Origin of the sequence: Streptomyces sp. 1331.2, from assembly GCF_900199205.1 — a bacterium.
Lineage (GTDB): Bacteria > Actinomycetota > Actinomycetes > Streptomycetales > Streptomycetaceae > Kitasatospora.
On sequence record NZ_OBMJ01000001.1, the window covers coordinates 2,126,856 to 2,141,490 of the forward strand.

General features: G+C 72.6%; 13 protein-coding genes. 10 read left to right on the forward strand and 3 right to left on the reverse strand.

Going from position 1 to position 14,635, the window contains the following annotated elements; translation table 11 throughout:
- The first annotated feature begins 414 nt into the window (after positions 1 to 414).
- The 8 genes from CRP52_RS08935 (at position 415) to CRP52_RS08970 (ending at position 9,839) form a co-directional block, all read left to right on the forward strand.
- Positions 415 to 1,605, forward strand: coding sequence for an ROK family transcriptional regulator (locus tag CRP52_RS08935; RefSeq protein ID WP_097235909.1), 1,191 nt, complete (start codon positions 415 to 417; stop codon positions 1,603 to 1,605).
- Between the two features lie 113 nt (positions 1,606 to 1,718).
- Positions 1,719 to 3,074: an ABC transporter substrate-binding protein gene (locus CRP52_RS08940; RefSeq protein ID WP_097235910.1), complete on the forward strand. Its 1,356-nt coding sequence runs from the start codon at positions 1,719 to 1,721 to the stop codon at positions 3,072 to 3,074.
- Positions 3,075 to 3,101: 27 nt separating this feature from the next.
- Entirely contained in the window at positions 3,102 to 4,115 is a 1,014-nt protein-coding gene (locus CRP52_RS08945; RefSeq protein ID WP_097235911.1) for a carbohydrate ABC transporter permease, read from the forward strand.
- A gap of 21 nt (positions 4,116 to 4,136) precedes the next feature.
- Positions 4,137 to 5,066, forward strand: a complete 930-nt coding sequence (locus CRP52_RS08950) for a carbohydrate ABC transporter permease (protein ID WP_097235912.1) — start codon at positions 4,137 to 4,139, stop codon at positions 5,064 to 5,066.
- An 8-nt stretch (positions 5,067 to 5,074) separates the two neighbouring features.
- A complete protein-coding gene (locus CRP52_RS08955; RefSeq protein ID WP_097239947.1) occupies positions 5,075 to 6,355 on the forward strand; it encodes a 6-phospho-beta-glucosidase in 1,281 nt (426 codons plus the stop codon).
- A gap of 177 nt (positions 6,356 to 6,532) precedes the next feature.
- A complete protein-coding gene (locus CRP52_RS08960; RefSeq protein ID WP_097235913.1) occupies positions 6,533 to 7,552 on the forward strand; it encodes an N-acetylglucosamine kinase in 1,020 nt (339 codons plus the stop codon).
- A 173-nt stretch (positions 7,553 to 7,725) separates the two neighbouring features.
- Positions 7,726 to 8,379, forward strand: coding sequence for a hypothetical protein (locus tag CRP52_RS40400; RefSeq protein WP_097235914.1), 654 nt, complete (start codon positions 7,726 to 7,728; stop codon positions 8,377 to 8,379).
- A gap of 350 nt (positions 8,380 to 8,729) precedes the next feature.
- The gene (locus CRP52_RS08970) at positions 8,730 to 9,839 is read left to right on the forward strand and encodes a hypothetical protein (protein ID WP_218893081.1); all 1,110 of its coding nucleotides are present in this window, start codon (positions 8,730 to 8,732) and stop codon (positions 9,837 to 9,839) included.
- An 83-nt stretch (positions 9,840 to 9,922) separates the two neighbouring features.
- Here the strand turns inward: CRP52_RS08970 and CRP52_RS08975 are convergent, their stop codons facing one another.
- A complete protein-coding gene (locus CRP52_RS08975) occupies positions 9,923 to 10,549 on the reverse strand; it encodes a LuxR C-terminal-related transcriptional regulator (RefSeq protein ID WP_373560549.1) in 627 nt (208 codons plus the stop codon).
- A 56-nt stretch (positions 10,550 to 10,605) separates the two neighbouring features.
- Positions 10,606 to 11,784 carry a sensor histidine kinase gene (locus tag CRP52_RS08980; protein ID WP_097235915.1) on the reverse strand — a complete coding sequence of 393 codons (1,179 nt, stop codon included), beginning with the start codon at positions 11,782 to 11,784 and terminating at the stop codon, positions 10,606 to 10,608.
- A gap of 134 nt (positions 11,785 to 11,918) precedes the next feature.
- Between CRP52_RS08980 and CRP52_RS08985 the strand changes: the two genes are divergently transcribed.
- A complete protein-coding gene (locus CRP52_RS08985; RefSeq protein WP_097235916.1) occupies positions 11,919 to 12,830 on the forward strand; it encodes an ABC transporter ATP-binding protein in 912 nt (303 codons plus the stop codon).
- Positions 12,827 to 13,684, forward strand: a complete 858-nt coding sequence (locus CRP52_RS08990) for an ABC transporter permease (RefSeq protein WP_097235917.1) — start codon at positions 12,827 to 12,829, stop codon at positions 13,682 to 13,684. The genes CRP52_RS08985 and CRP52_RS08990 overlap by 4 nt, the downstream gene beginning before the upstream one ends.
- Before the next feature lie 20 nt (positions 13,685 to 13,704).
- Here CRP52_RS08990 and CRP52_RS08995 read toward each other — a convergent pair whose 3' ends face one another.
- Entirely contained in the window at positions 13,705 to 14,466 is a 762-nt protein-coding gene (locus tag CRP52_RS08995) for a tyrosine-protein phosphatase (protein WP_097235918.1), read from the reverse strand.
- Positions 14,467 to 14,635: the final 169 nt, after the last annotated feature.

The following is a 14,635-nucleotide window of genomic DNA, read 5'->3' on the forward strand; positions in this document are numbered from 1 at the left end:
CGGCGGCCCCGGCCACTCTGGCCGGGGCCGCCGATTGCGCATTTCCGGCGGGGCAGGTGGGTGGGGTATCCGATATTGGCTGGGCTCGCGCCCCTTGGACGCGAGCCCAGCCGTTTTTCAAGTGTTCGTTTTTCCGCTGCTCAACCTCAATGAGCCCGCCGTGTTGGAGGTTCGTCGCGGAATGGGTGGGTGGGTGGGTGGGTGGGTGGGTGGGTGGGTGGGTGGGTGGGTGGGTGGGTGGGTGGGTGGGTGGGTGGGTGGGTGGGTGGCCTCTTGCTGCCCGTAACGCTTCGGCATCCTCGGCTGCGCCGACCATTGACACTCCGCTGACGCGGCCCGTACGGTCCTGTGCCAAGCAACTGGAAAGTTTCCTAACAGTTCACGTCGATCGGTCGGGAGGGGAGGATGCCGGGCATGACCAAGAGCACCTCCAAGGCCCCCCTCGCCGGTACGCCGAGCCTCCTGCGGGCCATCAACGACCGCGCCGCCCTGGAACTGCTGCTGGAGAACGGGCCGCTGTCCCGCACCCAGATCGGCACGCTGACCGGGCTGTCCAAGCCCACCGCCTCCCAGCTGCTGGCCCGGCTGGAGGCGGCCGGGCTGGTGCTGCCGGTCGGCACCACGGCGGGCGGGCCGGGGCCCAACGCGCAGCTGTACCAGGTGAATCCGGCCGCCGGGTACGTCGCGGGGCTGGACGTCACCAACAGCGGGATCCGGGTCGCGGTCGCCGACATCACCGGCGCCACGCTGGCCGAGCACACCGTGACCAGCAAGGGTGTCCCGGCCGCCGAGACCGTACCGAGAGTGGCGGCCGCAGTGGCCGAGGCGGTACGGGCCGCCGGGCTCGCCGAGGGCAGCCTGCGCACCGTCGCGATCGGGGTCGGCGGCGCTCCCGACCCGGTCACCGGCAAGCTGCGCTACGCCTCCCACCTGCCCGGCTGGCACTCCCCGCGGCTGGTCGAGGAGCTGACCGAGGCGATCGGTGCGCCGGTGTCGATCGAGAACGACGTCAACCTGGCCGCCGTCGCCGAGCAGGCCTCCGGTGCGGCGGCCGGCTTCGAGGACTTCGTCCTGCTCTGGGCCGAGGCGGGGGTCGGCGCCGCGATCGTGATCGCCGGGCGGCTGCACCGCGGGTTCACCGGCGGCGCCGGGGAGGTCGGCTACATGCCGGTGCCGGACTCCCCCGTCGAATGGGACGCCCGGCGGCGCAAGTTCGGCGGGTTCCAGGCCCTCGTCGGCGCATCCGCCGTCCGGGCGCTGGCCCGCGAGCACGGGCTCGGCGCGCCCACCGCGCAGGAGTCGATCGCCAAGGCCCTGGCGACCCCGGGCGCCGGCGACGACCTCCTCGCCGAGCTGGCCGGGCGGCTCGCCGTCGGCCTGGCCGTGATCGTCTCCGTCGTCGACCCCGAGCTGGTGGTCCTCTCCGGGGCGGTGCCGAGCGCGGGCGGGGAACGGCTGCGCGCGCTGGTCGAGGAGGAGCTGGCCCGGATCTCCATCGCCAGACCGGAGGTCCGCAGCAGCGCCCTGCCCGGCTCACCGGTCCTGCTCGGCGCCCTGCAGCGGGCCCTGTCCGACGCCCGCGAGGCGGTCTTCTCCACCCACTGACCCGCCCACTGACGCTCCCCGCACCTGCACCCACCTGCACCCCCTCTCCCGACCCCCGAACGCGGGCCCGAGGCAATGACGCCTGCCCGCGCACCCCCCAGGAGGACCTCGAAGTGCACGCCACCACCTCCCGCAGAGGCCGCCGCACGATCGTCGCCGTCGCCGGCAGCGCCGTCCTGGCCCTGCTCGCCACCGCCTGCACCGGGTCCAGCGACTCGGGCGGCACCGACGACTCGGCGAGCGGCAAGGACGTCACCATCACCTTCTGGCACGGCTGGAGCCAGGACAACGAGACCAAGGCGATCAACGACAACATCGCCGCCTTCGAGAAGTCCCACCCCAACATCCACGTCAAGGCCGTCGGCAACGTCCCGGACGACAAGGTCAACCAGGCGCTGCGGGCCGGCGGCGACGACGCGCCCGACGTGGTGTCCTCCTTCACCACCAACAACGTCGGCATGTTCTGTTCCACCAAGGCCTTCACCGACCTCAAGCCGCTGCTGCAGAAGAGCGGCATCGACCCGGCCAAGACCTTCCCGGCCGCGATGCTCAACTACACGCAGTTCCAGGGCAACCAGTGCTCGCTGCCGCTGCTCGGCGACGCGTACGGCCTGTACTACAACAAGAAGGCCTTCGCCGACGCCGGCATCGCCCACCCGCCCAAGACCTTCAGCGAGTTCGCCGAGGACGCCGTCAAGCTGACCCAGGCCGACGGAGACTCGTACAAGCAGCTCGGCTTCATGCCGCTCTACCACGGCTACGAGTCCACCACCGAGCACTACCTCGGCCAGTACGGCGCCTCCTACTTCGGTGCCGACGGCAAGTCGACCATCGCCACCGACCCGAAGGTCGCCGCGATGCTCAAGTGGCAGAAGGGCCTGGTCGACCAGCTCGGCGGCTACGCCAAGCTGGACAGGTTCCGCTCGACCTTCGGCGAGGAGTTCAGCGCCAAGAACCCCTTCCACACCGGCCAGGTCGCGATGGCCATCGACGGCGAGTGGCGCACCGCCTCGCTCGCCGAGAACAAGCCCGGCTTCGAGTGGGCCACCGCCGCCTTCCCCGTCCCGGACGACCAGGCGGACACCTACGGCCGCGGCTACCAGACCGGCACCATCGTCGGCATCGCCAGCACCAGCCGGAAGCAGGCCGCCGCCTGGGAGTTCGTCAAGTACCTGACCACCGACACCGACGCGGTCGTCAGCTTCGCCAACGCGATCCACAACGTACCCAGCACCTTCGAGGCGCTCGACTCGCCGAAGCTCGTCGCCGACGACAACTTCAGGACGTTCCTGGACGTCGCCAAGAACCCGAACTCCGGCACCACCCCGCCGGCCGTCAACGGCGGCGGCTACATCGTCTCCCTGCAGAACCTGGGCTACGACTACGAGTCCGGCAAGCAGACCGACCTGCAGGCCGGGCTGACCGCCACGGCCAAGCAGATCGACACCGACATCGCCCAGGCCAAGTAAGCGCCGCGAACGGCCCACGGAGCTCCCATGTCACTCGCGTTCGGCACCCGCAAGGGAAGCACCTCCCGGGATGCCGGCCCGACCGGCCCGGCGGCGCCCGCCGCGCAGCACCTGCTGCGCCGCAAGCGCCGCCGGGAGGCGGTCCGCACCCTCGCCTTCCTCTCCCCCTGGCTGATCGGCTTCAGCGTCTTCTTCGTCTACCCGCTGGTCTCCACCGCCTACTTCTCCTTCACCCAGTACAACGGCTTCGGCTCGCCGACCTTCAACGGCCTGAAGAACTGGGACTACGTCGTCAACCAGCTGCCGACCTTCTGGCAGGGCCTGCGCAACACCCTGTGGCTGGTCGTCGTCATGGTGAGCCTGCGGGTCCTGTTCGGCCTCGGCGTCGGGATGCTCATCACCAAGGTCAAGACCGGCGCGGGCTTCTTCCGCACGCTCTTCTACCTGCCGTACCTGGCCCCGCCGGTGGCCGCGACCGTCGCCTTCGCCTTCCTGTTCAACCCCGGCACCGGCCCGGTCAACCACCTGCTCGGCGAGCTCGGCCTGCCGCAGCCCGGCTGGTTCGCCTCCCCGGACTGGTCCAAGCCCGCGCTCACCCTGCTCGCCATGTGGGGCGTCGGCGACCTGATGGTCATCTTCATGGCCTCGCTGCTGGACGTCCCCAAGGAGCAGTACGAGGCCGCCGAACTGGACGGCGCCGGGCCCTTCCAGCGGTTCCGGTACGTCACGCTGCCGAACATCTCGCCGATCATCATGTTCGCGGTGGTCACCGGCGTCATCCAGACCATGCAGTACTACACCCAGGCCATCGTCGCCGGGAAGGTCGCCAGCGGCATCGCGGGCAACTCCGGCCAGCAGTTCGAGCCCGGCTACCCCAACGGCTCCACCTGGACGCTGCCGCAGATGGTCTACAACCTCGGCTTCCAGCGCTTCAACTACGGCGCGGCCTGCGTCGTCGCCCTGGTGTTGTTCGCCATCTCGATGGCCGTCACCTCGATCCTGCTCCGCCGCCGCTCCGGCTTCCTGGCGAGCGACGACTAGCGGGCCAGTGAGGACCTGATCATGACTCTCGGCAACACGCTCACCACGGCGCCGGCCCCGACCGGCCCCTCCCGCTCCCGCACCGGCCGCTCCCGCCCCGGCGGCCCCGCCGCCCGGGCCGCCCGGCGCCGCGCCCTGCTCAACTGGGTGGCCGTGCACGCGCTGGCCGTCGCCGCCGCGCTGTTCTTCCTGCTGCCCTTCGTCTTCGTCTTCCTCACCTCGGTGATGACCGACCAGCAGGCGCTCACCACCGACTACTGGCCCGCCAGCTGGCAGTGGGGCAACTACAGCAAGGTCTGGGACACCCCCGGCTTCCTCACCTGGTGGCGCAACACCCTGCTCTACGCCGGGCTCGGCACCCTGCTGACCATCGTCTCCAGCCTGCCGGTCGCCTACGCGCTCGCCAAGTTCCGCTTCCGCGGCCGCAACCTGGCCCTGATGGCCGTCATCGCGATGATGATGCTGCCGCCGCAGGTCACCGTCATCCCGATGTACCTGTTCTGGGCCAAGCAGATGGGCATGAGCGGCTCGCTCTGGCCGCTGATCATCCCGATGGCCTTCGGCGACGCGTTCTCCATCTTCCTGCTGCGCCAGTTCCTGCTGACCATCCCCAAGGAGTACATCGAGGCCGCCCGCATCGACGGCTGCGGCGACCTGCGCACCCTGCTGCGGGTCGTCCTGCCGATGGCCAAGCCGGCCATCGCCGCGGTCGCACTGTTCCAGTTCTTCTACTGCTGGAACGACTACTTCGGCCCGCAGATCTACGCCAGCAACAACCGCGGGGCCTGGACGCTCAGTTACGGCCTGGAGTCGTTCAAGGCCGCGCACCACACCAACTGGAACCTCACCATGGCCGCCACCCTGCTGGTGATGGCGCCGGTGATCGTCCTCTTCTTCTTCGCTCAGAAGGCCTTCATCGAAGGCGTGACACTGACAGGGGTCAAGGGCTGATGTCCGCACTGAAGTTGGCCATCGTCGGCGGTGGTTCGACGTACACCCCGGAACTGATCGACGGCTTCGCCCGGCTGCGTGACACCCTGCCGATCAGCGAACTGGTGCTGATCGACCCGGCCGCCGAGCGGCTGGAGCTGATCGGCGGGCTCGCCCGGCGGATCTTCGCCCGGCAGGGGCACGGCGCGGTGGTCACCGTGACGACCGACCTGGCCGCCGGGGTCGCCGACGCCGACGCCGTCCTGCTGCAACTGCGCGTCGGCGGGCAGGCGGCGCGCAACCAGGACGAGACCTGGCCGCTGGAGTGCGGCTGCGTCGGGCAGGAGACCACCGGCGCCGGCGGGCTCGCCAAGGCGCTGCGCACCGTCCCGGTGGTCCTCGACATCGCCGAGCAGGTCCGCCGGACCAACCCGGACGCCTGGATCGTGGACTTCACCAACCCGGTGGGCATCGTCACCCGGGCGCTGCAGACCGCCGGCCACAAGGCCGTCGGTCTGTGCAACGTCGCCATCGGCTTCCAGCGCAAGTTCGCCGTGCACCTCGGGGTGGACCCGGAGCTGGTCCGGCTCGACCACGTCGGGCTGAACCACCTGACCTGGGAGCGCGGGGTGACGCTGCTGGACGCCCCGGGTTCCGCGAGCGGGCGGGAGGTGCTGCCGGACCTGCTCGGCGGCTTCGGCAAGGAGATCGCCGAGGACCTGCACCTGCCGCAGGCCGTCATCGAACGGCTCGGCGTCGTACCGTCCTACTACCTGCGGTACTTCTACCAGCACGACGCGGTGGTCGCCGAGCTCAGGGAACAGGGCTCGCGGGCCGCCCACGTCGCCGAGATCGAACGGCAGCTGCTGGAGCTGTACGCCGACCCGACCCTCGACACCAAGCCCGAACTGCTCGGCAAGCGCGGCGGCGCCTTCTACTCCGAGGCCGCCGTCCAGCTGATCGCGGCACTGCTCGGGACCGGCGGCGGCACCTCCGTCCAGGTGGTCAACACCCGCAACGACGGCGTGCTGCCCTTCCTGCCCGACGACGCCGTCATCGAGGTGCCGGCCGAGGTCGACGCGGCGGGCGTGCGCCCGCTGCCGCAGCGCCCGCTGGAACCGCTGTACGCCGGGCTCGTCGCCGCCGTCACCGCGTACGAGCACCTGGCCCTCGACGCCGCCCTGCACGGCGGCCGCGACCGGGTCTTCGACGCCCTGCTCGCCCACCCGCTGGTCGGCCAGATCGAACTCGCCGACCGGCTCACGGACCGACTGCTCGCCCACAACCGCGAGCACCTCGCCTGGGCCTGACCCGGCCCACGACGTGCCCGGCCCGCGCTTCCGAGCGGGACGCGGGCCGGCACGTCGCGAGGAGACCGTCCACCCCCGGCCGCCGACTGACCGGCCGGGCCGCACCGGCCGCCGACTGACCGGCCGGGCACCCGGCCGCGACTGACGGCCGGGCCACGTACGAGCCGCGGGGAACCGATGACCCACCAGCCCGAACCACTCCTGCCCGGCGTACTCGCCATCGACGCGGGCAACTCCAAGACCGACGTCGCCCTGATCGGCGCCGACGGCAGCATCCTCGGCACCGCCCGCGGCGGCGGCTTCGAACCCCAGAAGATCGGCGGCGCCGCAGCCGTCGCCGGCCTCGCCCCGCTGGTCGAACAGGCCGCCGCCCAGGCCGGCCACCCCGGCTGGGACGGCGTGCTCACCAGCCACGTCAGCGCCTGCCTCGCCAACGCCGACCTGCCGGTGGAGGAACAAGCGCTGCGCGACGCCCTCGAATCCCACCCCTGGGGCGTCAGCAACACCGTCGCCAACGACACCTTCGGCCTGCTCAGAGCCGGCACCGACAGCCCGCGCGGGGTCGCCGTCGTCTGCGGCGCCGGGATCAACTGCGTCGGCCTCCTCCCGGACGGCCGCACCGCCCGCTTCCCCGCCCTCGGCGAACTCACCGGCGACTGGGGCGGCGGCTCCGGCCTGGCCATCACCAGCATGTGGCACGCCGTCCGCGCGGAGGACGGCCGCGGCGGGCCCACCGCCCTCGCCCCGGCCATCGCCGAGCACTTCGGCCTGCCCACCGCCGGCGCCGTCGCCGAGGCCGTCCACCTCGGGCAGCTGCCGAGCGCGCGGCTGCACGAGCTCGTCCGGGTGCTGTTCGCGGTCGCCGGCGACGGGGACCGGGTCGCGCTGGAGCTGATCGACCGCCAGGCCGACGAGATCGTCCGGCTGGCCGTCGTCGCGCTGGGACGCCTGGGGCTGCTGGACTCCCCGGCCCCGGTGGTCCTGGGCGGCGGCGTGCTCGCCTCCCGGCAACCGCTGCTGCTCGACAACCTGACGGCCCGCCTCGCGAAGGCCGCGCCGCTGGCCGAACCGCGGGTCGTCGTCGCACCGCCCGTCCTGGGAGCGGCCCTGCTCGGGCTCGACCACCTGGAGATGGGCGCGGAGGCGCAGGAGCGGCTGCGCCAGGCGTACGAGGGACCGCGGACGGTGGCGGCCTGACGGCGGCTCAACAGCTCCCTCCCCCGCCGGATCCGCACGTCCGGCGGGGGAGGGCTTGTCCAGAGCGGGACGGGGAGGAGGTTTCGCGCTGGCGCCGGGCGGGAACTGCGGTCCGGGCGCCGGTCGTGTAACCCGAGTACCGACTTCCTCCGCCGCCCGGGGAGACTTGTGCCATGGCCGTGCCCCGCAACCTCCTCGCCGCCGCCCTGCTGGCCTGCGGCACCGCAGCCGTGCTGTCCGGCTGTACGCCCGCCGACTCCGGGCCGGCGGTGGCCGCCGCCTCGGCCGCGGCGGTCGCCGACGAGGGCGCGGACGACTTCCTCGACGACGAGGACTTCCTCGCGGAGGAGGACGAGGAGGGCTACTCCCCCGCCGCCGAACCCTCCTCCGAACCCTCCTCCGAGCCCTCCTCCGAGTCGTCCGCCGACTCCGCCGCCTCGACCGCCGCCGGGCCCGCCCGGGCCGCCGCCGACTGCACGGCTCCCGCGCAGAGCCCCGGCCACGAGGTCCTGGTCGTCGTCGCCGCCGGCCCCGCCGAGCTCACCGCCCAACCCGCCCGCTACACCTGCGACCCGGCCCGCTACGCCCCCACCGGCACCCCCGTCCACTACGGCTTCGCGGCGGCCGGCGTGACCGCCACCCTGGTCGACCGCCCGCACGACGACCCGGCCAGGTCCGTCCCGCTGGAGGACCTGATCACCCACCTCAACGACTGCCTGGCCGAACGCGACCCGGCGGACCCGTGGGGCTGCCACGGCAACGCCTACGACGTGGTGCTGGACTCGCACGGGCGGATCGTGCGGATCGGCGAGGTCACGGTGCCGTGACGGTGCGTTCCCGGCGCGGAATACGGTGTAGAAGGTCCTGGAAACTGTTGATAATCGGCTTTGCTACGCGCATCAACCAGGCCCCAACTGGGAGCTTTTGACGTTCATTACGTCCGTGGGGGCCTTCCTTGGGGTTGGTCTTACTCTCGACGTCGTTGACCCGGTTTCGGCGGCTCTGCTTTGCTTCCGGCCGTCGACGGTGAAACCGGCTCCCCATCCCCAACGTCGCTGACCGGCCGTGACGGCCGGTCCGCTGCTCCGGCCTGCCGTCGTCGCACTCCCCTTCGTCCCCACAGTGCCGCCGCCGCGCCCTACCGACGTGCGGTCGGCATCAGAGAGGAACCCTCACGATGGGCATGTCCCCCACCTCCCGCCGGATGCGCACCCGGGCCCTGACCGGGCTCGGCGCGCTGGCGCTCGCCACCGCCGGATTCGCCGCCGCCCCGGCCGCCCAGGCCGACCAGCCGGGCAGCGAGTTCGCCGGGCAGTCCCACCCCTACCGGCACGGCGCCGTCCCCACCAGGGAGAGCGCCGAGCACGCCAATGCCAACTCCGCCGCCGCCCAGCGCACCACGAACCTGAAGTACGGCGGCGGTGTCGACGGCATCGGTGTCACCACCGGCGCGCCGAAGGTCTACCTGATCTTCTGGGGCTCCCAGTGGGGCACCCAGGGCACCGACGCCAACGGGTACACCACCCTCTCCGGTGACCCGTCGGGCGAGGCCGTCCGCGCGCAGCAGCTGTTCAAGGGCCTCGGCACCAACAACGAGACCTGGTCCGGCGTCATGACGCAGTACTGCGAGGGCATCACCAAGGGCGCCACCAGCTGCCCGTCGACCGCCGCGCACGTCGGCTACCCGACCGGCGGCGCGCTGGCCGGCGTCTGGGTGGACACCTCGGCCTCCGCCCCGAGCAACGCCACCGGCAACCAGATCGCCAACGAGGCGATCAAGGGCGCCGGGCACTTCGGCAACACCACGGCCGCGTCCAACCGCAACGCGCAGTACGTCGTGCTGTCCCCGACCGGCACCCACCCGGACGGCTTCAACACCTCGACCGGCAACTTCTGCGCCTGGCACGACTGGAACGGCGACACCACGCTGAGCGGTGGCGCGGCCTCCTCCCCGTACGGCGACCTGGCGTTCACCAACGACCCGTACGTGACCGACATGGGCACCTCCTGCGGCCAGAACTACGTCAACAGCGGCAGTGCGGGCCTGCTGGACGGCGTGACCATGGTGTACGGCCACGAGTACTCGGAGACCATCACCGACCAGAACCCGGCCGGCGGCTGGACCGACTCGTCCGGCGCCGAGAACGCCGACAAGTGCGCCTGGAAGGGTGTCGGTGGCACCGGCGGCTCGCAGAACGTGGCCTTCGCGACCGGCTCCTTCGCCATGCAGGGCACCTGGTCGAACGCGGTGAGCGCCTGCCAGATCTCGCACGCGATCGTCCCCTGACGATCAGGGCGTAGACACACCCAGGGGTAGGCGCCGGGGTGGGCCGTGGGGGCCCGCCCCGGCGCCGTCGTGTCGGCCCCGCCCTACGACGCGACCAGGCCGAACTCGTAGGCCTGGATGACCAGGTGGACCCGGTCGCGGGCGTCGAGCTTGGTGAACAGCCGGGCCACGTGGGCCTTGGCGGTGGCCACACTGATCGTGAGCTCCGCGGCGATCTCGGCATTGGACAGGCCACGGCCGACCAGGGTCAGCACCTCGCGCTCGCGTTCGGTGACGCCGCCGGCGAGGGCCCGCCGGGGCTGGGCGGGCCGCTGGGGGCGGGCGGCGAACTCGCCGATCAGCCGGCGGGTGATGCCGGGGGCCAGCAGGGCGTCGCCGGCGGCGACCACCCGCACGCCGTCCAGGATGGTCTCCAGGGCGAGGTCCTTGACCAGGAAGCCGCTCGCGCCGGCCCGCAGCGCACCGTAGACGTAGTCGTCGTCGTCGAAGGTGGTGAGGACGAGGACCTGGGTGGGCAGGTCCGGATCGGCGGTGATCCGGCGGGTGGCCTCGATGCCGTCGCTGACCGGGGGCACCCCCCGGCTGCCGGGCTGGGGGCGCATCCGGATGTCCATCACGGCGACGTCGGGGCGCAGCCGGGTGATCAGGTCGACGGCCTCGGTGCCGTCGCCGGCCTCGCCGACCACCTCCAGGTCGGGGGCGTCGGCCATGAGCACCCGCAGGCCGGTGCGGATGAGCGGCTGGTCGTCCACCAGAACGACACGGATCACGGTCCCACCTCCACGGGGATCGGCAGTCGGGCGGCGACGCGGAAGCCGCCCCCGGGGCGCGGGCCGGCGGTGAACTCGCCGTGCAGCAGGGCGACCCGCTCGCGCAGGCCGGCGATGCCGTAGCCGGTGCCGGGGGAAGCGGTCGGCCGGCCCGCGCCCGAGTCGACCACGGTGACGGCCAATTCGTGCGGCCGGTAGTCGACGGTGACGTGGCAGTCGCGGGTGCCGGCGTGCTTGAGCACGTTGGTGACCGACTCCTGGACGATCCGGAAGGCGGCCAGGTCGACGTCGGCGGGCAGGGTGCGCGGCTCGCCGCCGCGGGTCACCGCGACCCGGACGCCGGCGCCCGCGTTCCGCTCCACCAGCCGGTCCAACTCGGCCATCCCGGGGGCTACTTCGAGCGGAGCGGACTCGTTCTCGCCGGCCCGCAGCGCGCCGAGCATCCGGCGCAGCCCGGCCAGGGTCTCCCGGCTGGTGGCCTCGATGGCGTTCAACGCGTTGCGGGTCTCGGCGGGCTGGGTGTCCATGACGCGGCTGCCCATGCCGGCCTGGATCGCGATGATGCCGATACTGTGGGCGACCATGTCGTGCAACTCTCGGGCGATCCGCAACCGTTCGGCGGTCACCGCCTGTTCGGTGGCCCGCCCGCGCAGGGCCTCAGCGTGCGCGCGGCCCTGGTGGACGGTGTGGCCGACCAGCCAGGCGATCAGGACGGTCCCGGCGAGCCCGCCGTAGGCCATCGGGTTGACGGGGTACCCGTTCCAGGCGCCCCAGGCCAGCATTCCGGCGAGCATGGCGACGGGCATCGCCGCCGCGAACAGCGACACCGTGCGGGAGCGGGTGGCCGCGGTGTACCCGACCACGGCGTCGGCGATCAGGAACTGCACGACCGGGGTCTCCGGGACGTTGCGCATCCCCAGGGTGAAGAGGCAGCCGGCCAGCGCCGCCGCGATCGCGGCCTGCGGCAGGCGCACCAGCAGCGCCGCGACCAGGGTGGTGACCACCGCGGTGACCAGCAGCGGCATGTCCTCGATGTTGCCCTCGTACTCGAAGAGGTGGCGCAGCTCGTCGCGCCGGGTGAACAGCCGGAACACGACGACGAGCGTCCAGAACGCCCCCACCCACACGCCGGCGGGCAGGCGCCTGAGCAGGGGCGGGCGGGGTTCGATGATCATGACGCGATGGTAGCGGCGGGCCGTACGGCGGCACATCGGCCCGCGGGACTAATCCCGGGGGCGGGGGCGGCCGCCCCCGGTTGTGTCCCGCTGCCCGATGCCCGAGTACGGCCCTGACCGGCACCGTTGCCCCCGTGATCGAGATCGAGCGACTGACCAAGCGGTACGGCGCCACCACGGCCGTCGACCAGTTGACCTTCACCGTCCGGCCGGGCACCGTCACCGGCTTCCTCGGCCCCAACGGCGCGGGCAAGTCCACCACGCTGAGGATGATCCTGGGCCTCAACACCCCCACCGAGGGGAGCGTCACCGTCGACGGCGTGCCCTTCGCCGGCCGGCCGCGCGGGCTGCGGCACGTCGGCGCCCTGCTGGACGCGGGCGACGTCCACGGCGGGCGCAGCGCCAAGGCGCACCTGTCGGCGCTCGCCCGCAGCAACCGGATCCCGCTCGGGCGGGTCGACGAGGTGCTGGCCGAGGTCGGGCTCGGCAAGGCCGCCGGGCGGCGGATCGGCGGCTACTCGCTGGGCATGAAGCAGCGCCTCGGCATCGCCGGCGCCCTGCTCGGCGATCCGCCCGTGCTGCTCTTCGACGAGCCGCTGAACGGGCTGGACCCGGAGGGCGTGCTCTGGGTGCGCGGGCTGTTCCGGCGGCTCGCGGACGAGGGGCGGACGGTCTTCGTCTCCAGCCACATGATGGCCGAGATGGAGCACACCGCGGACCGGCTGGTGGTGATCGGCCGCGGCCGGCTGATCGCCGACGAGAGCCTCGCCGAGTTCGCCGCCCGCAACGCCGTCTCCATGGTGACCGTGCGGACCCCCGAACTCGACGCGTTCGCCGCGGTGTTGCGGGCCGCTGTGGGCGAAGTCCGGTGCACAGCACCTCGGTTGCTGGACGTCACCGGGCTGTCCGCCGAGCGGATCGGCGAACTCGCCCTGTGCAACGGCGTGGTGCTGCACGAACTCACCGCCCGGACGTCCTCCCTGGAGTCCGCCTTTATGTCCCTGACCGCCGACAGCGTCGAGTACCCGGCCGGAGAAGCCCGATGAGCACCCTGACCGACCGCCGTACCGTCATCGCCCGCCCCGAGCCGCGCGCCCGATTCGCCGACCTGCTCGCCGCCGAGTGGATCAAGCTGCGCTCGCTGCGGTCCACGTACTGGGTGCTGGCGCTCGCCTCGCTGGTGGCGATCGTCGTCAACCTGAACGCCGTCCACACCGACCTGCCGTACATCGACCACCCGCAGGCGCCCCTGTTCGGCGAGCAGCGCGCCCCGTACGACCCGCTGTTCCACGGCCTCGGCAACATCGCCGGCGACCTGATGGCGATCGCCGCCGGCAGCCTCGGTGCGATCACCGTGTTCGGCGAGTACACCACCGGCATGATCCGCACCACCTTCGCCGCCGTACCGGACCGGCGGGGCGTGATCGCGGCCAAGGTGCTGCTGATCGGCGGGATCACCGCGCTCGCCGGGGCGGGGGTGTCGGCGGGCTCGTTCTTCGCCGTCAACGCGATGCTGGCCTCCCGGCACGTCGGGGTCTCCATCACCGACCAGGGCTGCCTGCGGGCCGTCCTCGGCTACGCGGCGATCGTGCCGGTCTGCGCGCTGATCGGCATGGCCCTGGGCGCGCTGCTGCGGCACGCCACCGCCTCGATCGTGGCGCTCGTGCTGGTGATGTTCATCCTGCCGCTGATGTTCGGCGGTGACCGCTACCGGTGGCTGAAGGAGATCGGCACCCACCTGCCGCTCTCCACCGTCTCGCGGCTCACCATCCGGCCCGGCTCCGCCACCACGATGGGCAAGTACGCGCCGAGCGTGCTGGACTCCTGGATCACGATGGGGGTGTGGGCGGCCGCCGCCGTCACCGTGACGGTGGTCCTGGTGCGGCGGCGGGACGTGTGAGCTCGGGAATCCGGCGGCGGTCAGGCGGTGGCTGCGCCCGCCTTGGTGCGGAAGGCGCCGAGGGTCGTCGCGGGGACGCCGCAGGCGGGGAGGAAGGAGGCGGCGCCGCCGTGGTGGGTGCGGACGCGGTCGAGGAAGACGGACATCGCCTCGGCCGGGGCTTCCAGGAGGGGGGCCGGGATGGTGAGGTGGCGGCCCTGGGAGTCGGTGACGCGGCTGTGGTCGGCGTCGTTGAGGGCGGTGCGGTGGCGCTCGGCGAGGCCGGCGAAGATCTGCGGGAGGGCGTCGGTGGTGCGGGCGTAGTCGGCGACGATGCGCTCGGCGGGGACGTCCAGGAGGTCCAGGAGGAGGGCGGTCAGCAGGCCGGTGCGGTCCTTGCCGGCGGCGCAGTGCAGCAGGACGGCGCCGGGGCGGACGGTGGCCTCGACCGCGGCCGCCACCGCCTCGGGGGCGGACTCGGCAAGCAGGACGTAGAAGTCGCCGAGGTCGGCGGCGGTGGTCATGGTGCCCATCCGCGCGGTGAGGGCGTCGGTGGCGGGGTTCACCGGGGCGGCGACGACGGCTATCCCGGCGGCCTCGGCGGCGGCCCAGTCGGCGGGGTGGGTCTCGCGCGGGTCGCGCAGGTCCACGATGGTGCGGATGTCGCAGGCCCGCAGCTGGGCGACGGTGGCCTCGTCGGCGGCCGGGAAGGGCTGGGCGGAGCGGTACAGCACGCCGGGGCGGACCCGTCGGCCCTCGGGGTCGCCGAGGGTGGCGGCGTCGCGGAAGTTGACCAGGGACATGCTGGGGCCTTTCGGTGGAGCCGCGCGGGACGAGCGGAGCGGGCCGGCGGGGCGGGACGGACCGGACGGGCGGGACAAGGGACATCTAGACGTCTAGATGTCTAACGCGTCCCGGGGCCCCCGGGCAAGCGGCGGGCGCCCTGCGCTCCCTCCATCCCACTCCCGTCGC